This is a genomic window from Nonomuraea sp. MTCD27 (assembly GCF_041950495.1).
Taxonomy (GTDB): Bacteria; Actinomycetota; Actinomycetes; order Streptosporangiales; family Streptosporangiaceae; genus Nonomuraea.
Genome location: NZ_JBGNUW010000005.1, coordinates 586,709 through 602,499, shown reverse-complemented (window position 1 = coordinate 602,499; position 15,791 = coordinate 586,709). Strand labels below are relative to the sequence as shown.

At 72.5% G+C, this 15,791-nt stretch carries 18 protein-coding genes; 13 read left to right on the top strand and 5 right to left on the bottom strand.

Annotated features, from left to right (window positions below):
• Positions 1–41 precede the first annotated feature (41 nt).
• Positions 42–1,184, bottom strand: coding sequence for an XRE family transcriptional regulator (locus tag ACBJ59_RS18660; protein WP_364117777.1), 1,143 nt, complete (start codon positions 1,182–1,184; stop codon positions 42–44).
• Complete coding sequence (locus ACBJ59_RS18655; protein ID WP_364117779.1) at positions 1,177–1,932, bottom strand: hypothetical protein; 756 nt, start codon at positions 1,930–1,932, stop codon at positions 1,177–1,179. Before ACBJ59_RS18655 ends, ACBJ59_RS18660 begins: the two co-directional genes overlap by 8 nt.
• Positions 1,933–2,094: 162 nt before the next feature.
• Between ACBJ59_RS18655 and ACBJ59_RS18650 the strand changes: the two genes are divergently transcribed.
• The 4 genes from ACBJ59_RS18650 (at position 2,095) to ACBJ59_RS18635 (ending at position 4,835) form a co-directional block, all read left to right on the top strand.
• Positions 2,095–2,901, top strand: a complete 807-nt coding sequence (locus ACBJ59_RS18650) for a hydroxypyruvate isomerase family protein (RefSeq protein WP_375111456.1) — start codon at positions 2,095–2,097, stop codon at positions 2,899–2,901.
• Between the two features lie 28 nt (positions 2,902–2,929).
• Positions 2,930–3,814 (top strand): 2-hydroxy-3-oxopropionate reductase, encoded by an 885-nt coding sequence (locus ACBJ59_RS18645; RefSeq protein ID WP_375111524.1) that lies wholly within the window; start codon positions 2,930–2,932, stop codon positions 3,812–3,814.
• Between the two features lie 74 nt (positions 3,815–3,888).
• Complete coding sequence (locus tag ACBJ59_RS18640) at positions 3,889–4,554, top strand: HNH endonuclease family protein (protein ID WP_375111455.1); 666 nt, start codon at positions 3,889–3,891, stop codon at positions 4,552–4,554.
• A complete protein-coding gene (locus ACBJ59_RS18635; RefSeq protein WP_375111454.1) occupies positions 4,551–4,835 on the top strand; it encodes a hypothetical protein in 285 nt (94 codons plus the stop codon). Before ACBJ59_RS18640 ends, ACBJ59_RS18635 begins: the two co-directional genes overlap by 4 nt.
• A gap of 97 nt (positions 4,836–4,932) precedes the next feature.
• On the opposite strand, the gene ACBJ59_RS18630 is transcribed toward ACBJ59_RS18635, so the two are convergent.
• On the bottom strand, positions 4,933–5,589 hold the full coding sequence (locus ACBJ59_RS18630) for a TetR/AcrR family transcriptional regulator (protein WP_375111453.1): 657 nt from the start codon (positions 5,587–5,589) through the stop codon (positions 4,933–4,935).
• Positions 5,590–5,869: 280 nt separating this feature from the next.
• Between ACBJ59_RS18630 and ACBJ59_RS18625 the strand changes: the two genes are divergently transcribed.
• Positions 5,870–6,304: a PaaI family thioesterase gene (locus tag ACBJ59_RS18625; protein ID WP_375111452.1), complete on the top strand. Its 435-nt coding sequence runs from the start codon at positions 5,870–5,872 to the stop codon at positions 6,302–6,304.
• A gap of 75 nt (positions 6,305–6,379) precedes the next feature.
• On the opposite strand, the gene ACBJ59_RS18620 is transcribed toward ACBJ59_RS18625, so the two are convergent.
• The gene (locus tag ACBJ59_RS18620; RefSeq protein WP_375111451.1) at positions 6,380–8,395 is read right to left on the bottom strand and encodes a CehA/McbA family metallohydrolase; all 2,016 of its coding nucleotides are present in this window, start codon (positions 8,393–8,395) and stop codon (positions 6,380–6,382) included.
• Between the two features lie 82 nt (positions 8,396–8,477).
• Between ACBJ59_RS18620 and ACBJ59_RS18615 the strand changes: the two genes are divergently transcribed.
• Positions 8,478–9,167, top strand: coding sequence for a rhodanese-like domain-containing protein (locus tag ACBJ59_RS18615; protein ID WP_375111450.1), 690 nt, complete (start codon positions 8,478–8,480; stop codon positions 9,165–9,167).
• 50 nt (positions 9,168–9,217) lie between these two features.
• Here the strand turns inward: ACBJ59_RS18615 and ACBJ59_RS18610 are convergent, their stop codons facing one another.
• Complete coding sequence (locus ACBJ59_RS18610) at positions 9,218–9,502, bottom strand: Fe-S cluster assembly protein HesB (RefSeq protein ID WP_364117798.1); 285 nt, start codon at positions 9,500–9,502, stop codon at positions 9,218–9,220.
• Positions 9,503–9,638: 136 nt separating this feature from the next.
• Here ACBJ59_RS18610 and ACBJ59_RS18605 point away from each other — a divergent pair, with 136 nt between their 5' ends.
• The 7 genes from ACBJ59_RS18605 to ACBJ59_RS18575 all read left to right on the top strand — a co-directional run bounded on the left by ACBJ59_RS18605 (position 9,639) and on the right by ACBJ59_RS18575 (position 15,757).
• A complete protein-coding gene (locus ACBJ59_RS18605; protein ID WP_375111449.1) occupies positions 9,639–10,295 on the top strand; it encodes an endonuclease in 657 nt (218 codons plus the stop codon).
• Positions 10,296–10,328: 33 nt separating this feature from the next.
• Positions 10,329–11,102: an enoyl-CoA hydratase/isomerase family protein gene (locus tag ACBJ59_RS18600; protein ID WP_375111448.1), complete on the top strand. Its 774-nt coding sequence runs from the start codon at positions 10,329–10,331 to the stop codon at positions 11,100–11,102.
• 99 nt (positions 11,103–11,201) lie between these two features.
• The gene (locus ACBJ59_RS18595; protein ID WP_375111447.1) at positions 11,202–11,564 is read left to right on the top strand and encodes a hypothetical protein; all 363 of its coding nucleotides are present in this window, start codon (positions 11,202–11,204) and stop codon (positions 11,562–11,564) included.
• Complete coding sequence (locus ACBJ59_RS18590; RefSeq protein ID WP_375111446.1) at positions 11,555–12,763, top strand: DUF6395 domain-containing protein; 1,209 nt, start codon at positions 11,555–11,557, stop codon at positions 12,761–12,763. The genes ACBJ59_RS18595 and ACBJ59_RS18590 overlap by 10 nt, the downstream gene beginning before the upstream one ends.
• 31 nt (positions 12,764–12,794) lie before the next feature.
• Positions 12,795–13,637 carry a M55 family metallopeptidase gene (locus tag ACBJ59_RS18585; protein WP_375111445.1) on the top strand — a complete coding sequence of 281 codons (843 nt, stop codon included), beginning with the start codon at positions 12,795–12,797 and terminating at the stop codon, positions 13,635–13,637.
• On the top strand, positions 13,630–15,183 hold the full coding sequence (locus ACBJ59_RS18580; RefSeq protein WP_375111444.1) for a flavin monoamine oxidase family protein: 1,554 nt from the start codon (positions 13,630–13,632) through the stop codon (positions 15,181–15,183). The genes ACBJ59_RS18585 and ACBJ59_RS18580 overlap by 8 nt, the downstream gene beginning before the upstream one ends.
• A 61-nt stretch (positions 15,184–15,244) precedes the next feature.
• Positions 15,245–15,757 carry a YbaK/EbsC family protein gene (locus ACBJ59_RS18575; protein WP_375111443.1) on the top strand — a complete coding sequence of 171 codons (513 nt, stop codon included), beginning with the start codon at positions 15,245–15,247 and terminating at the stop codon, positions 15,755–15,757.
• Positions 15,758–15,791 lie beyond the last annotated feature (34 nt).

The window sequence follows — 15,791 nt, the reverse complement described above, 5'->3', positions numbered from 1 at the left end:
GGCACCGAGACCGGCGACGCGGTCGGACGGGTCAAACGGGGCTAGGGGACGAGCTTCAGGGAGGGCCGCTGGTCGGGCAGGCCGATCAGCTCGCGCACCCGGGCGATGGGCCAGGCCAGCTCTTGAGCCAGGGTCGCGGCGCTCAGGCCGCTCCCGCCGCTCGCCAGCTCGAAGGCGTGCGCCAGCAGGACGGGCTGCTCGCCCGGATAGCCGGAGACCGGCTCGTTGGTGAAGCCGGGCTGCTCGCGCAGCGCGTTGAGGCGCTGGTAGGCCCGGCCGGCGGCCGAGTCGGACAGCAACCCCGTCTCCCGGCAGCGGTAGAGCAGCGAGTCGACCGACACCCCCCAGGTCTGCCGCAGCTCCGCCAGCCTGCGCAGGTCGGCGCGCGGCGGGAGCTGGGGCAGGATGCTGTCGCGGGGCGTGAGGAACTCGGCGGCGAAGGCGTCGGCCTCGCGCTCCTGCTGGGTGTCGCCCGCGGCGGTGTCGCCGTGCAGGACGAGGTGGCCCAGCTCGTGGGCGGCGGTGAAGCGGTGGCGGTAGATGTCGTCGAACCTGTTGGGGGTCAGCACCACGATCGGCCGGGGCAGGCTGGAGGTGGAGAAGGCGTCGACGGTGACCGCGTCGGGGTCGTGGCGGGGGAAGGCCACCACGATGCCGTGCGCCTCCATGCGGCGCACCAGGTGGCTGATCGGGCCGGTGCCCAGCCCCCAGTGGGCGCGCAGCGCGCGAGCCGCGCCCGCCGGGTCGCGCGGCAGCGCCGAGTGCATCTCGCCGCCCGCGAAGCCGGGCAGGTCGACGGCGGGGAGCTGGACCCGCTTCTCCAGGGCGTAGGCCAGCTCCCACACCTGCTCGACGAAGGCCACGGCCTTGGCCCGCTGGTAGGCGCGGGTGGAGCGCAGGCTGCGGAAATGGGCCATGGAGCCGTCGAGCTTGCCGTGCGGGCGCCCCGGCAGGAAGAACGCCATCGGCACCGACAGCACCTCGGACAGCAGCGGGATCAGATCGGGCCGCGGCCGGGTGACGCCGGCCTCGTACTGCCCGACCGCCGCGGGGGAGACGCCGAGGTGCTCGGCGACCTCCTTCTTGGTGAGCGCGGCCAGATGGCGGGCCTGGGTGAGGCGCGTGGCGTCGAAGGCGTCGGCGACGGCCTGCGGAGTCAGCCCGCCCGGCCGGGAATCACGCACCGCTTGCGGCTTCTGGCCTGATCGGGGTGGCCTCGCTGACGGGCGCCGCGAGCCGGGCGGCGCCGGTGCGCGGATTGAGCTCGGGCGCGGGCAGGACGCCCTGGTCGAACGCCGCCGCGCTGTCGCCGTGGGCGGGCGAATGGGCCTCCTGCAGCAGCGGGATCTCCTCGCAGTGGTGCCAGCGCAGGCTGCCGAGGCGGTCGAGCAGCTCGGCCTCGCCCCACCAGGCGTCCAGCAGCCCGGCGTGCGCGTTGCAGGCATAGGCGATCAGCACCAGCCTGGTGTCCTCGGGCAGGTCGCCCAGCGCCTCGGCGACCGGGACCGCGTGCGGCGCGACGTCGTGCAGGGCCAGCTGCCGCATCCGCGGCTCCGGCCCGAACCGGTTGAACAGCGCCTGCACCAGCGCCGACGGCCGCCCGTCGCCGATGCGGGCGCTCATCACGCTCACCGAGCGGTCCTTGGCGTAGCGGAACGGGAACAGCAGCTTGCCGTTCACCACCACCAGCTCGTGCTGGGAGCCGCCGGGCTTCACGATCCGCACGTCGCCCTGGTCGCCGAACGCCTCGGCCAGCGCCTCGAACTTGCGCGACATGAGCGTGAACCCGAACGGGTGCAGGTGGTCGGTCTGCGCGACCTTCTGGGCGTCGCGGGCGTTTTCCAGCGCGACCGACAGCGCCTCCGCGACACCCTGCCTGATCAGGGGGACGCGCTGCCCGAACGTCTCGTGAGCCCACTGGGACACCCGCATGCCCGACCCTCCCGCCGCTTTATTTTCCAACATCATAGACCCGCTCCGGCTTCATGATGCCCGTGCGACACACCCGTGACTTGTCCACTTCGCACATCTGTATGACAATGCGCCTCGACCAGGCCCAGGGTGCCTGCGCGAACGATCGGAAGAGGCCCGCGCGTGACCAGGTGGACCGTCAACTGCTCCATCCTCTACACGGACCTGCCACTGCTGGAGCGGCCGGCCGCGGCGGCGGCCGACGGGTTCACGGCGGTCGAGTTCTGGTGGCCGTGGCCGGTGGCGGTGCCCGGTGACCGGGAGGTGGAGGGGTTCGTCCGCGCCGTCGAGGACGCGGGCGTAAGGCTCACGGGGCTCAACTTCTTCGCGGGCGACATGCCGGCCGGCGAGCGCGGCCTGGTGTCGTGGCCCGGCCGCACGCGCGAGCTGCTCGACAACATCCCGGTTGTGGCGGCCATCGGCGAGCGGCTCGGCTGCCGCGCGTTCAACGCCCTCTACGGCAACCGGATCGACGGGGCCGACCCCAAGGAGCAGGACGACCTGGCGGTGGAGCTGCTGACGGCCTGCGCGCGGGGCGTACGGGGCACCGTGCTGCTCGAACCGGTCAGCGGCGCGCCCCGCTACCCCCTGCTGACCGCCGCCGACGCCGTCGCCGTGCTCGACCGGCTGGGCGAGGTGCCCGATGTGGGGCTGCTCGCCGACTTCTACCACCTTGCCGTCAACGGCGACGACGTGCCCGCCGCCATCGAGCGGTACGCCGGGCGCATCGCCCACGTGCAGATCGCCGACGCCCCGGGAAGGGGTGCCCCCGGTGAGGGCGAGCTGCCGCTCCGGCAGTGGATCGACGACGTGCGCGCCGCCGGATATGACGGGTACATCGGCCTCGAATACCGCTCGGATGGCCCGGACGCGTTCGCCTGGCTCCCCCGGGAGGCCCGCGCCGCAGACCCGGAAGGACCTCCGGCGTGACCGACTTCGCCCGCAGCTCGGAAGGATCATCGACGTGACCGCCATCGCCTTCATCGGCCTCGGCATCATGGGCAGCCCCATGGCCGTGCACCTGGTCAGGGCCGGGCACGCCGTGGCCGGCTACAACCGCACGCCGGACAAGGCCCGACCGCTGGCCGAGGCCGGCGGACGGGTGGCGGGGTCGATCGCCGACGCCGTGACCGGCGCGGAGGTCGTCGCGCTCATGGTGCCCGACTCGGCCGACGTCCAGGACGTGCTGACCGGTGCGGACGGCGTCTTCGCGCACGCCGCGCCCGGCACGCTGATCATCGACTTCTCCTCGATCCGCCCCGACGTCACGCGCGAGCTGGCCGAGCAGGCAGGGGAGCGGGGCCTGCGCTACCTCGACGCCCCCGTCTCGGGCGGCGAGGCGGGCGCCAGGAACGCGGCCCTGTCGATCATGGTGGGCGGCGAGGCCGACGCCTTCGAGGCCGTCAGGCCGATCTTCGACGCGGTCGGCAAGACCGTCGTGCACGTCGGGCCGAGCGGCTCCGGCCAGACGGTCAAGGCCGCCAACCAGCTGATCGTCGCCGCCAACATCGAGGCGCTGGCCGAGGCCGTGGTGTTCCTGCGGGCGTACGGGGTGGACCTGGAGGCGGCGCTGGAGGTGCTCGGGGGCGGCCTGGCCGGGTCCGCCGTGCTGGCGCAGAAGGGCGCCAACATGGTCGCCCACTCCTTCGAGCCCGGCTTCCGCATCGCCCTGCACCACAAGGACATGGGCATCGTCACCTCGGCGGCCCGCGAGGCGGGCGTGGTGCTGCCGCTGGGGGCGCTGGTGGCCCAGCTGGTGGCCTCGGCGAACGCCACCGGCGACGGCGCGCTGGACCATTCGGCGCTGCTGCGCGGCGTGGAGCGGCTCTCGGGGACCGAGTAAAGGGAGTGCCAGATCCGTCACTCTAAGTGACAAGTATGATTACGTAGAGTAATCATCGCTGTTAGTTGTTGGCCATGTTCTCATTTGGATCATGGCCCTCCCGGGCGGCGACCGCCGCGACCGCGGCCTTCCTCGCCCTGGTTCCGGCCGCCGGCGCGAGCGCCGCTCCCGCCGAACTCCCGCCTCCCCTGTCCGTCCCGGCCGCGTACGCGGAGCTCCAGCAGCTCGTCGTCGCCGAGCCGCGCCCGATGGCCGGCTACAGCCGCGCCCGCTTCCCGCACTGGGCACGGCAGGGCTACTCCTGCGACACCCGCGAGACGGTGCTCGCCCGCGACGGCGTGGACGTCAAGCAGGACGAGAGCTGCCGCGCCATCTCGGGCACCTGGTACAGCGAGTACGACGGCAAGGAGTTCACCAGCTCCTCCGCCCTCGACATCGACCACATGGTGCCGCTGGCCCAGGCGTGGCGCTCGGGCGCGAACGCCTGGACCGACGCGCAGCGCAAGCAGTTCGCCAACGACCTGGACGGGCCCCAGCTCATCGCGGTCTCGGCCGCCTCGAACCGGTCCAAGGGCGACCAGTCCCCCGACCAGTGGCGGCCGCCGCTGCGCAGCTACTGGTGCACGTACAGCCGGGCCTGGATCGACATCAAGGCCCGCTACCAGCTCACCATCACCGACGCCGAGCGGGACGCGCTCCTGGAGATGGTGTCGACCTGCCACGAGGATGGAGGCGCGTGAGTGGCGCCGAAACGTACGAGAGCAGCGTCCTCGCCGGTCCCGGCGGGGTGATGACGGATGAGGTCGGCGTCATCACCGGCGAGGTGACCGTGCGCACGGAGATGGCCGGCGACCAGGTGACGGTACGCATCCAGTACCTGGACGCCGACGAGTGGTACGAGATCGAGGGCAGCCCCCTGGGCCCCGCCGCCGATCCAGGACCGCACCTCCACAAGGAGATCGTCCAGGCCGTCGAGCGCGGCATGCCCAACGGCCTCGCCGACCTCCGCCCGGCCACCTGAACGGCCCGGCACCGGGAAACCAGCCCCGGTGGCCCGAAAGCGCCCCGGCCGGCTGAAGACGGCCCCGGCGACCCCGTGTCGCCGGGGCCCTCGCAGCTCAGCTCCCGGCCTTCTCCTTCTCCGAGAGGCGCCGGATCAGCTCCTCGGCGGTCATCGCCTCGCCGGGCGGCGCCGGCGCCGGATGGACGCGCATGCCGGCCAGCACCAGCCGCACCGCCCGCTCCCGCAGCTCCTCGCCCAGGTCGGCGGGCAGCGTGGGCAGGCCCCGGATGAGCAGCCCGACCACCCCCATGACGTCTCCCGCTCCTACGTCGGGACGCAGCGCCCCCTCGGCGTGGGCGGCGTTCACGACCCGGTCGAGGGCCTCCAGCAGGCGGGTGCGGCTCGCGTCGATCTCGGGCGTGGCGGCCACGTCCGGCACCTGCGCGCCGGCGACCGACACGAGCAGGTCCAGCCGCAGCCCGGCGCAGCCGCGCACGAACCGGCTGAGCGCGTCCCAGGCCCACGTCTCCTCCGCCCGCGCCTCCTCCGCCAGGGCGATCATGCGGTCCAGGCCGTCGGCGAGTACGGCGTGGATCAGGCTGTCGCGGTCGGGGAAGTGCCGGTAGAGCGTGCCGGCGCCCACGCCGGCCAGCCGCGCTATCTCGTCCATCGTCGCGCCGGGGCCCTGCTCGGCGAACACCCCCCGGGCCGTGTCGACGATCAGCTCTCGATTCCTTCTGGCGTCCGCTCTCAGTTGGCCCGGCGCGCCCATGCGGTCAGCCGCCTCTCGCTCGACTTCACTTCTCGCTGCAGCCTAACGTCAGAAACCGGAGAGATTTTCTCCGCTTACTGATTGACTGAAGGGTGATCACTATGAAAGACCTGGTCGCGCGGGCGTACGGACCGCCCGAGGATTTCACCCGTCTTCGCCGGCTCCCATGCCCCTGCCGCCGAGGCCCTAGGGCCCGGTGGAGCTGGTGGCGTTCGACGGGCACCTACCGGCGTGGGGCACGGCCCGGCGATTGTCGGTGGCGTGGCGTTGAATCGCCCTCATGGAAACCCGACAAGGCCCGTTCTGGGACGTGCTCGCCGGAAGGGTCCCGCAGCCCCCGGCCGCCACGACGCTGGGCTGGGAGCTGCTCAGCGTCGACCCCGACCAGGGGACGATCGAGGTGGCCTTCAAGGCGGGCGAGAGCTTCACCAACCCCGTCGGCGCGATCCAGGGCGGGTTCCTGGCCGCGATGCTCGACGACACGCTCGGCCCGGCGCTGGTCGCCACGCTGCCGCCGGGCCACTTCGCCCCGACGCTCGACCTGCACGTCCAGTTCCTGCGTCCGGCCCGTCCCGGCAGGCTCGTCGGCCGGGGCCGGGTCGTGCGCCGGGGCCGCCAGGTCTGCTTCATGTCCGGTGAGCTGCTCGGACCCGACGGCGAGCCGGTGGCCGTGGCGACCGCGACGGCACACATCCAGCCGACCAAGCAGGACTGAGCGCGGGCCTTCCCGCGCACGCACGCCGCCACCGACGGCCGACCTGCCCCATGACCGGCCGGTCTCACCTCATGACTAGGAGGTCAGGCGCCCCCGGTAGACCTTCCTGGCCCGCTCGTACAGGTCGAGGTGGTCGCCGAGCTGCTCGGCCGTCTCGAAGGTGCCGAACTCCCGCAGCACCACCTCCAGCCGGTCCAGCCACGCCAGGCACCACCGCACGTCCGCCTCCCTGGCCACGTGCCCGCCCGCGACGTTCACGTACACCGGGCTGGTGTGGGCGTAGGCGCCGCGGTGCATGGTGCGCGGGTGCGGCCCGCCGGTGGCCACGGCCACCACGTACGTCGGCTCGCCCGCCACCGTCGTGGCCACCAGCCGCCCGGGAGGCCCCTGCGCCAGCACGCCGTCCGCGGTGCGGATCTCCAGCGACTCCACCTCCGGCCCGATCGAGGAGACGACGATCTCCACCCGCTGCCCCGGGGCCAGCTCCAGCGTGTCGCCCGGCCCGTACCCGTTGACGGTGAGCTCCAGCCACGGCCCGGTGGTGGCGAACGTGCGCCCGAGCAGGATCGCCTCGGCGTAGGACTCGGCCGTCAGCGGGCCCGCGACGTTCGCGTACACCCGCTCCCAGCCGGGCGGGCCGGAGGCGGTGCCGCGGCGGCAGAACGACAGCACGGCGTCGGTCCCGGCGGTGACGGCGAGCCGGTTCCCGGCGCCGATCAGGCGGCGGTAGACGGCGGCGGTGGCCGCGACGGAGGAGTGGTTGAGCACGTCAAGGGTGTCGATCAGGCCCAGCGCGGCGTCGGCCACGATCTCCCTGGCCGAGCACGAGCGCCCGCGGTCGAGCACCACGTCCGGCGGGTCGTCGTCGCCGAACGGCGTGTGGAACGGATGCCCGTAACCGGTGATCCCGCCCAGCGCCCGCAACTCCTCCAGCGCCACGGAGTTGGGCGGCCAGTCCGCCGTCCCCTGGAAGCCCGTGTGGTAGCGCCGCGGCGGCTCGCGCAGCCCGAACGCGGTCAGGTGCCCGATGAGGTCGTTGCGATATTCGACGCCGAGCCTGGCCAGGTGCCGGTCGTCGGACCACGGCAGGTCCTTGCCCGCCCAGTGCCTCAGCGCCTCCACGTCGTAGACGCGCTCGCTCGCCACGTTGCCCGCCACCAGGTTGAGCACGTGCAGATCCTCGCCGTGCTGCGCGGCGGCGGCCAGGGCGGGCGCGGCCGGCTCCTCGCCCATCCAGTTGAGGTGGACGTGCAGGTCACCGCCGTACCAGCCGCGGGCGGCCGCGTCGTAGAGCCGCTCGGGCGCCAGCTCGACCAGCGTCTCGGCGCCGGCCTCCGGGGTCACGGTCACCTCGGCGAAGGTGTACTCCATCCCCCTGGTCACGGCCACGGTGACCGGCTCCGCGGGTACGGCGACCACGAGGTCGTCCCCATGGAAGTACGGCCGCCGGAGCCCGTCGATCTTCGGCGGCGCGCCCTCCGGATACCAGCCCTGCCCGTTGGCCCCCGTGACGCTCCACCGGCACGGGAACCCGGCCCGCACCCGGACCGTGGCCGCCGGGGCCCGCCTGCTCAGCGGGGACAGATCGACCGGCTCCCCGCCCACCAGGACGGACTCGCCCACCTCGACGACCTTGGCCCCGCGCGGCGCCACCACGTACGGCGTGCCGTCCACGACCACCGTCACCGGCTCGTCCCGGCTCGAATCCAGCAGCAACGCCGTACGGAACGGCCCGTCGCCCAGCACCACCCGCGTGCCGGCCTCCAGGGCGCACCCCTCGGGGGTGAGGCGCAGCGCGGGCAGGTTGTCCGGCACGTCGCCGGCGAGCGCGTCGCGCACGACCCGATCGGGATCCACCTCGCCGAGGTGGTCCTCGAGCTCGGCCGCGGGCAGGTCGGGGTGGCGCTCGGCGACCTGGCGCAGGGCGGTGGCCCAGTAGCCGTGGTGGCCGGACAGGAAGACGGTGGCCCAGGCCTGGACGACGTACGACAGGGGCGGCTCACCCCAGCGGGCGTCGTTGGCGTCACGCAACGCGCGGTACTCGGCCAGCGCGGCGGCCACGGGGGCGGGAAGCAGCGGATCGTCACACATCGGACACTCCCTGGAATTGGACGCGCCGTCATCGTGACACGAATCGTCCGCTGCGTCCCCCATCTCGGGGTACGGGGAGGTCATGACGCACATCATCGATCGCGAAGCCGTACAGGACCTGCTCGCCACCCGCGACGCACAGCTCGTCGAGGTGCTGCCCGAGCGTGAATACGCGTGGGCGCACCTGCCACAGGCGGTCAACCTGCCCTTGCGCGGCCTCGACCGGTCCGCCGGCACGCTGGACCGGGAGCGCCCGGTCATCGTCTACTGCCACGACTGGCTCTGCGACCTGAGCCCGCGCGCCGCCCACCGCCTCGAACGGCTGGGGTTTCGCGAGGTGTACGACTACGGCGTGGGCAAGATGGACTGGTTGTCCGCCGACCTGCCGTACGACGGCCACGCCGCCCTGGTGTCCCAGAACGTGCGCCGGGACCCGGTGACCGCCGTGCTGGACGACCCGCTGGGCTCGCTCACCGAGCGCATCATCGCCGACCCGGCCGGGCTGGCCGTCGTGGTGGACGAGGACGACGTCGTCCAGGGGATCATCGGCTCGCGCGAGCTCAAGGGCGCCGACCTCGACGACACCGCCGAGAGCGCCATGCGGCTCGGCACCACCACCGTACGCCCGAGCGAGGAGCTCGAACCGCTGGTCCAGCGCATGGACCGGGCGAAGGTGGACCACGTCGTGGTGACCCAGGCGGACGGGACGCTGGTGGGCCTGTTCGGCCTCGGCGACTCCCGCCCGCCCGAGAACGAGTCCGACCGGGGCTGAGGCCCGCTCAGCCCCCGTCCCGATCGGGACGGAACGGCCGGCAGGCGCGCTCAGCCTCGCCGGTCCAGCCGGAACATCGGGTGCCCAGGGCTGCCCGGCTGGGCGTCCAGCGACTTGTCGTCGAGGATCGGCACCGCGTCCTCGGCGACGAACACGCGCACGTCCTCCTTCTCGACCACCTGGTCTCCCGCCTGCGGCGTGCTCGCCAGGGAGACCTCCAGAGTCCCGGCCTCGTCCGCCTTCGGGGCGATGCGCAGCCCCGCGTCGGCGGGTACGTCCTCTCCGACCATGAGGTCACGGATGGCGACGACGGCGTTGTCGGTCAATGTCAGCACGACCTGCTCCTTTGTCCGGTGGAACCCTCCGCCTCCCCCCGGCCTCATGGCCCAAACACCGGCCCGAACACCGGCCCGAACACCGGCCCGAACACCGGCCCGAATGCCGGGGTGACTCCCGGGTAGCGGAGGCCGCATGGGTAAGACCGATGGAGCCGTACTGGACGCCCTGCTCGACCGCTACGGCCGCACGTTCGCCCGCGAGGCGGGCATCAAGCTGTCCGACCAGCCGAAACCGCTCTACCAGCTGCTCGTCCTGGCCACCCTGCTGAGCGCGCGCATCTCGGCGGAGGTCGCCGTCGCCGCGGCCAGGGAGCTGTTCGCCGCCGGATACGCCACGCCCAAGGGCATGCGCGAGGCGAGCTGGCAGGACCGGGTGGACGCGCTGGGCCGTGGCCACTACCGCCGCTACGACGAGCGCACCGCCACGATGCTCGGCGACGGCGCCGACCTGCTCATCGACCGGTGGAAGGGCGACCTGCGCCGCCTGCGCGACGAGGCCGAGGGCGACGACCGGCGGATCGCGTCGCTGCTGATGGAGTTCCCGGGCATCGGGCCGACGGGGGCCGACATCTTCCTGCGCGAGGTCCAGGCCGTCTGGCCGCAGGTCGCGCCGCACCTGGACAAGCGGGTGCTGGACGGCGCGGGCAAGCTCGGGCTGCCGCGCCAGGCCGGACCGCTGGCGAAGCTGACCCACTCCGGCGACGAGCTGGCACGCCTGTCCGCCGCCCTCGTCCGGGTCTCGCGCAGCAAGAAGTCCGTGGACGAGGTCAAGTCGGCGGCGGCGCGCTGACCATGAAACGGACGGGCTGTTAGGTTCGGGCACATGGGTGAGTTTGTGAGCGTCGAGGTGGCCGACCAGATTGCCACGATCCGTCTTGACCGTCCGAAGATGAACGCCCTCAGCGGGCAGGTACAGCTGGAGATCGCCGAGGCCGGTGCCATCGTGGACGCGGATCCGCAGGTGCAGGCGGTGATCCTGTACGGCGGGGAGCGGGTGTTCGCGGCCGGCGTGGACATCAAGGAGATGGCCGACATGTCGTACGCCGACATGTCCGCCCACTCCCGCACCCTCCAGGACTGCTTCGCCGCGATCGCCCGCATCGGCAAGCCCGTCATCGCCGCCATCACCGGCTACGCCCTGGGCGGCGGCTGCGAGCTCGCCCTCTGCGCCGACTTCAGGGTCGCGGGAGAGTCGGCCAAGCTGGGGCAGCCGGAGATCCTGCTCGGCCTCATCCCCGGCGCGGGCGGCACCCAGCGACTGCCCCGTCTGATCGGCCCGGCCCGCGCCAAGGACCTCATCTTCACCGGCCGCCACGTCCCCGCCCCGGAGGCCCTCGCGATGGGCCTGGTGGACCGGGTGGTGCCCGACGAGCAGGTCTACACCGCCGCCCTCGAATGGGCGGCCACCTTCGTGGGCGGCCCGACGGTCGCCCTGCGGGCCGCCAAGCAGGCCGTGGACCAGGGCCTGGAGACCGACCTCGACACGGGGCTGGAGATCGAGCGGCTGCAGTTCGCCGGCCTGTTCGCCACGGACGACGCCAAGATCGGAATGCGGGCGTTCGCGGAGAAGTCCAAGGCCAAGTTCACCGGCCGGTAGGACCACGCCTGGGCGGCGCCGGCAACCTGCAACGAGAAGTCAACACATTCGGTAAGGCTCGTCCTTACCGATGTTGGTTTGCCACTATGGTGGCGTTTCATGATGCGCGTCCTGGTCCCCGCGCGGCTCCGCACGGCCGTGCGCACGTGGTTCGACTCCCGTTACATCTCCATCGCCGACCACCGCCAGGACATCAGGGACGCGCTCTGGGAGGTCCAGACCCTGAGGCGCGAGGTGGCGACCCTGCAGAGCGAGGTGGAGCGGCTGCGGAAGGCCCGGCCGCCGGCGCCCGGGCCCGTGGTCGACAAGGCGAAGATCGACGACACCCACCGGCTCGCGCAGGAGACGGCCAAGGCCCTGGACGGGGTCCTGCAGAACGAGGTCCTGGTCTGGCAGGCCATCGACGAGCTGCGCGCCGGTCGCGGGGAGCCGGGCCGTCCCGAGGAGCAGCCGTGCGCGTGACCTGGACCGGCGGCGCGAACCTGGACTTCCGCCTCGACCCGGAGGACGGGATCACCGGCAAGGCGTCCGACGAGCACCCGATCAAGCTGGCGATCAACTCCTGCTCCGTCGGCGGGGTCCCGGGCGACGCCCACCCCGACCTGTACGCCGTGGCCGCCTGGACGGTCGTGGCCCCGTGGACCAGGAAGCGGATCACGTTCGACCGGGCCGTCTCGGCGGAGGTGGCCCAGGCCCTGCACGCGGGGTGGGGCGTCGACGCCGGCCCGGTGGGGGCCGAGCCGCGGCGGCCCGGAGCCAGGCTCGCGATCTCGTACAGCGGCGGGGCGGACTCGGTGGCGGCGGCCACGATCTTCCCCGAGGCCCCGTTCGTGCACTTCCGCCGGGTCGCCCACCCGCGCGTGCCCAACCGCTGGCCCCACTACCGCTCCGACGTCCTGGCCAAGCTGGCCGCCAAGACCGGCCGCGAGCTGAGCACGGTCACCTCCGACCTGGAGTACACGCTCGCCGAGCCCCGCCCCGGCTACCCCGAGCACCACGCGGTGGCGGCGGGCGCGCTGCTCCTCGCCGACCAGCTCGACCTGGGCGGCCTGGGCTTCGGCTACGAGCTGGGCTCCCGCTGGCTGGGCGGCGGCCGCTACCTGTGGCGCTTCACCCCCGACAACCCGATGTGGTCGCCGCACGGCAGGTGGGGCCGCCTGTTCGCGGCCGCCGGCGTGCACATCGTGCTGCCCGTCGGCGGGGTGAGCGAGGCGGTCACCATGCGCCTGGCCCTGAGCTCGCCCCTGAAGGAGCAGGTCCGCTGGTGCCTGCGCGGCACCGACGGCCCGTGCCGCAACTGCGGCAAGTGCCTGTACAAGGAGCTCATCCAGGCGGCCGTGGAGCGCCGCCCGCTCGACACCCCGATCACCGCCGACCGCGCCGTGGCCCGCAAATACCTCAAGAAGCCGCCGTACGGGGGCCAGGAGATGATCCAGTACGGGCTGGCGCGCGTCCCGGGGATCGAGAACACGCTGTTCGCCCCCGTGCTCGACTACTTCGACGTCACGGAGGAGTCGACGAGCTGGCTGGATCACTGCTACCCGCCGGCCCTGGAGGAGATCCCCGAGCGGTGGCGGGCCGAGGCGCGCGCGTTCGTCGAGGCGAACGTCGGGCTGATGAGCGGGGACGAGGTGCGCAAGGTGGAGTCGTGGGGCGCCTGATCTGCCGACGGGCGAGAAATGGAGTGGCGGCGTGAAGGTCTATCTGTCGGTGGACATGGAGGGCGTGACGGGGCTGACGGACCCCGAGGAGATGCACGCCGGCAAGCGGGGTTACGAACGCGGCTGCGAGCTGATGACCGCCGACGCCAACGCCGCGATCGAGGGCGCGTTCGCGGCCGGGGCGAGCGGCGTGCTGGTCAACGACGCCCACGGGTCCACCAAGAACCTCCGGATCGACCTGCTGGACCCCCGGGCGAGCCTGATCAGGGGCCCCGGCAAGGCGCAGCGGATGGCCCAGGGGCTCGACGGGTCGTTCCAGGCGGCGTGCTTCGTCGGCTACCACGCCCGCGCGGGCGTGCCGCACGGCGTGCTCAACCACACCTGGATGGGCAAGGAGATCCAGAACGTCTACCTCAACGGCGAGCTGTGCGGCGAGACCCGGCTCGTCGCCGCGTGCGCCGGGTTCCACGGGGTGCCGGTCGTGGTGGTCACCGGGGACGAGGCCGTCGGCGACGAGGCCCGGGAGCTGCTCGGGGACGTGGAGACGGTGGCGGTCAAGAAGGGCATCGACAAGTTCTCGGCCGAGCTGCTGCCGCCGATCGTGGCCCAGGCCCGCATCCGTGAGGCCATGCAGCGGGGGCTCGGCCGGTTGACCGACTTCACGCCGTACGTGGTGCCGGCGCCGTACACGCTGGGGGTGGAGTGGAACTCCACCGCCATCGCCGCCGCCGTGTCGCTGGTTCCCGGGGTGAAGGCGGCGGGATCGCGGCACACGGAGTTCACGACCGACGACTTCACCCAGATCATGGCCCTGTTCGGCATCTTCGCCACGATCGGCGGCCAGGTGGCGTGCGGCAGCGGCCCCTATGGCTGACCGGGCGACCCTGACCCGGCGGGGGCTGCTCGTCGGGATCGGCGCGGCCGGCGGCGCGGGCGCGATGTACGCCGCCATGGGCGCGCTCGGCCTGGCCCCCGCCGACCAGGACAAGGAGTTCACACCCCCGCGGCCGGGCGACTTCACGCTGCGCGGCAAGGGCACGGCCAAGGTGGTGATCCTCGGCGCGGGCGTGGCCGGGCTGACGGCCGCGTACGAGCTGGGCAAGGCCGGTTACGACTGCACGCTGCTCGAGGCCAGGCAGAAGGCGGGCGGCCGGAACCTCACGCTGCGCGGCGGCGACCGCCTGACCGAGCTGAACGGCCCCGCACAGGACGTGACGTTCGGCGAGGGCGTCTACTTCAACGCGGGCCCGGGCCGGATCGCCCCCTGGATGGTGACCCTCGACTACTGCCGCGAGCTGGGCGTCCCCATCGAGACCTTCATCAACAACAACGCCGCCGCCTACGTCCACACCAATGGCCAGACGGTCAGGGCCCGGACGGCCCGAGCCGACATGTACGGCTACGTCGCCGAACTCCTGGCCAAGGCCACGAACCTCGGAGCCCTGGACAAGGCCGTCACCGAGGACGACCAGGACCGGCTCCTGGAGTTCCTGCGGCGGTTCGGCGACCTCGGCCCGAAGCTCGAGTACGAGGGCTCCCCGAGACGCGGTTTCACCAAATTTCCGGCCATCGACACCGGCATCCCCGTCCCCGCCCCCGGCACGCTCCACCAGATCCTCGCCGCCGGCACCGGCCGCGCCATCACCAACGACTTCGGCTACGAGCAGGCCACCCCCATGTTCCAGCCCGTCGGCGGCATGGACGCGATCGTCGCCAAGCTCCAGGAGGCCGTCGGCCAGGACCGGATCACGACCGGCGCCAAGGTCACCAAGATCACCACGCTGGCCGACGGGGTCGAGGTCGCCTACACCGGCGGGACCGTCAAGGCCGACTACTGCATCGCCACCCTCCCGCCCCACCTCCTCGCCAGGATCCCGCACAACCTCGGCGCCCCGGTCACCGCCGCCCTGGCCACCCCGGTCCCGGCGGCCGCCGGCAAGATCGGCTTAGAGTACGGCCGCCGCTGGTGGGAGCTGGAGGACCGCATCTACGGCGGCATCACCGAGACCGACCTCGACATCGCCCACATCTGGTACCCCTCCCACGGCTACCACTCCGAGCGCGGCCTCCTCGTCGGCTACTACAACACCGAGCGCGACGCCGAGCTGTACGCGGCCCTCACCCCGGAGGACAGAAGGCGCCGGGCGCTCACCCAGGGCAAGAAGATCCACGGCGAGAAGTACCGCCAGAACCTCCTGTCCAGCACCTCCATCGCCTGGGAACGCCAGGAGCACATCCAGGGGGCATGGGTGCGCTGGCCGTCCTTTGATTCGTCCTTCACTCTTCTGCAACGCCCCGCCGGGAGGGTGTACTTCGCGGGCGACTGGCTCACCCATCTGATCGCCTGGCAGGCGGGGGCCATGGAGTCCGCCCGCGGCGCCGTCACCCAGCTGCATCAGCGAGTGTTGCAGTCTCCGTGACGTCGCCCGCTGCTCCCATGACGGCAATTAGGCTCGTGGGAGAAGCGATCGAGGAGATGGGATGACGTTGCACTGGGTGCCCGCGACCGAACGGATCGACCTGCTGGCCGATCCGGTGGCCCGTGCCGTACCGAACCTGGAGGGCGTCGAGGTGGCCGAGATCGACCCGGATCTGGCCGACACGGCGGCGTTCTGCGAGAAGTACGGCGTGACTCTCGACGAGTCGGCCAACTGCGTCGTCGTGGCGGCCAAACGGGGCGGCGAGACGCGCTACGCGGCGTGCATGGTGCTCGCGACGATGCGAGTGGACGTGAACGGCGTGATACGCAAACACCTCGACGCCCGCAAGGCCAGTTTCGCGCCGATGGCCGACGCGGTCGAGCTCACCGGCATGGAATACGGCGGCATCACGCCCCTCGGCCTGCCCGAGGAGTGGCCGGTCCTGGCGGACACGCACGTCGCGGAGCACCCGAGGGTGGTGATCGGAAGTGGCCTGCGCAGGTCGAAGCTCGCCGTCTCCGGTGCCACGCTGGCCGGGCTGAAGAGGGCCGAGGTCCTCTCCTTGACCGGTTGAGGCAAAACTGAAGCCGATTCGAGACCGTTGGATG

Bases quoted from the DNA above. Each gene is read 5' to 3' on its own strand.
- ACBJ59_RS18655 (WP_364117779.1), bottom strand. From the start codon at position 1,932: ATGCGGGTGTCCCAGTGGGCTCACGAGACGTTCGGGCAGCGCGTCCCC.
- ACBJ59_RS18640 (WP_375111455.1), top strand. From the start codon at position 3,889: ATGTTCTCATTTGGATCATGGCCCTCCCGGGCGGCGACCGCCGCGACC.
- ACBJ59_RS18630 (WP_375111453.1), bottom strand. From the start codon at position 5,589: ATGGGCGCGCCGGGCCAACTGAGAGCGGACGCCAGAAGGAATCGAGAG.
- ACBJ59_RS18625 (WP_375111452.1), top strand. From the start codon at position 5,870: ATGGAAACCCGACAAGGCCCGTTCTGGGACGTGCTCGCCGGAAGGGTC.
- ACBJ59_RS18620 (WP_375111451.1), bottom strand. From the start codon at position 8,395: ATGTGTGACGATCCGCTGCTTCCCGCCCCCGTGGCCGCCGCGCTGGCC.
- ACBJ59_RS18615 (WP_375111450.1), top strand. From the start codon at position 8,478: ATGACGCACATCATCGATCGCGAAGCCGTACAGGACCTGCTCGCCACC.
- ACBJ59_RS18605 (WP_375111449.1), top strand. From the start codon at position 9,639: ATGGGTAAGACCGATGGAGCCGTACTGGACGCCCTGCTCGACCGCTAC.
- ACBJ59_RS18600 (WP_375111448.1), top strand. From the start codon at position 10,329: ATGGGTGAGTTTGTGAGCGTCGAGGTGGCCGACCAGATTGCCACGATC.
- ACBJ59_RS18595 (WP_375111447.1), top strand. From the start codon at position 11,202: ATGATGCGCGTCCTGGTCCCCGCGCGGCTCCGCACGGCCGTGCGCACG.
- ACBJ59_RS18580 (WP_375111444.1), top strand. From the start codon at position 13,630: ATGGCTGACCGGGCGACCCTGACCCGGCGGGGGCTGCTCGTCGGGATC.
- ACBJ59_RS18575 (WP_375111443.1), top strand. From the start codon at position 15,245: ATGACGTTGCACTGGGTGCCCGCGACCGAACGGATCGACCTGCTGGCC.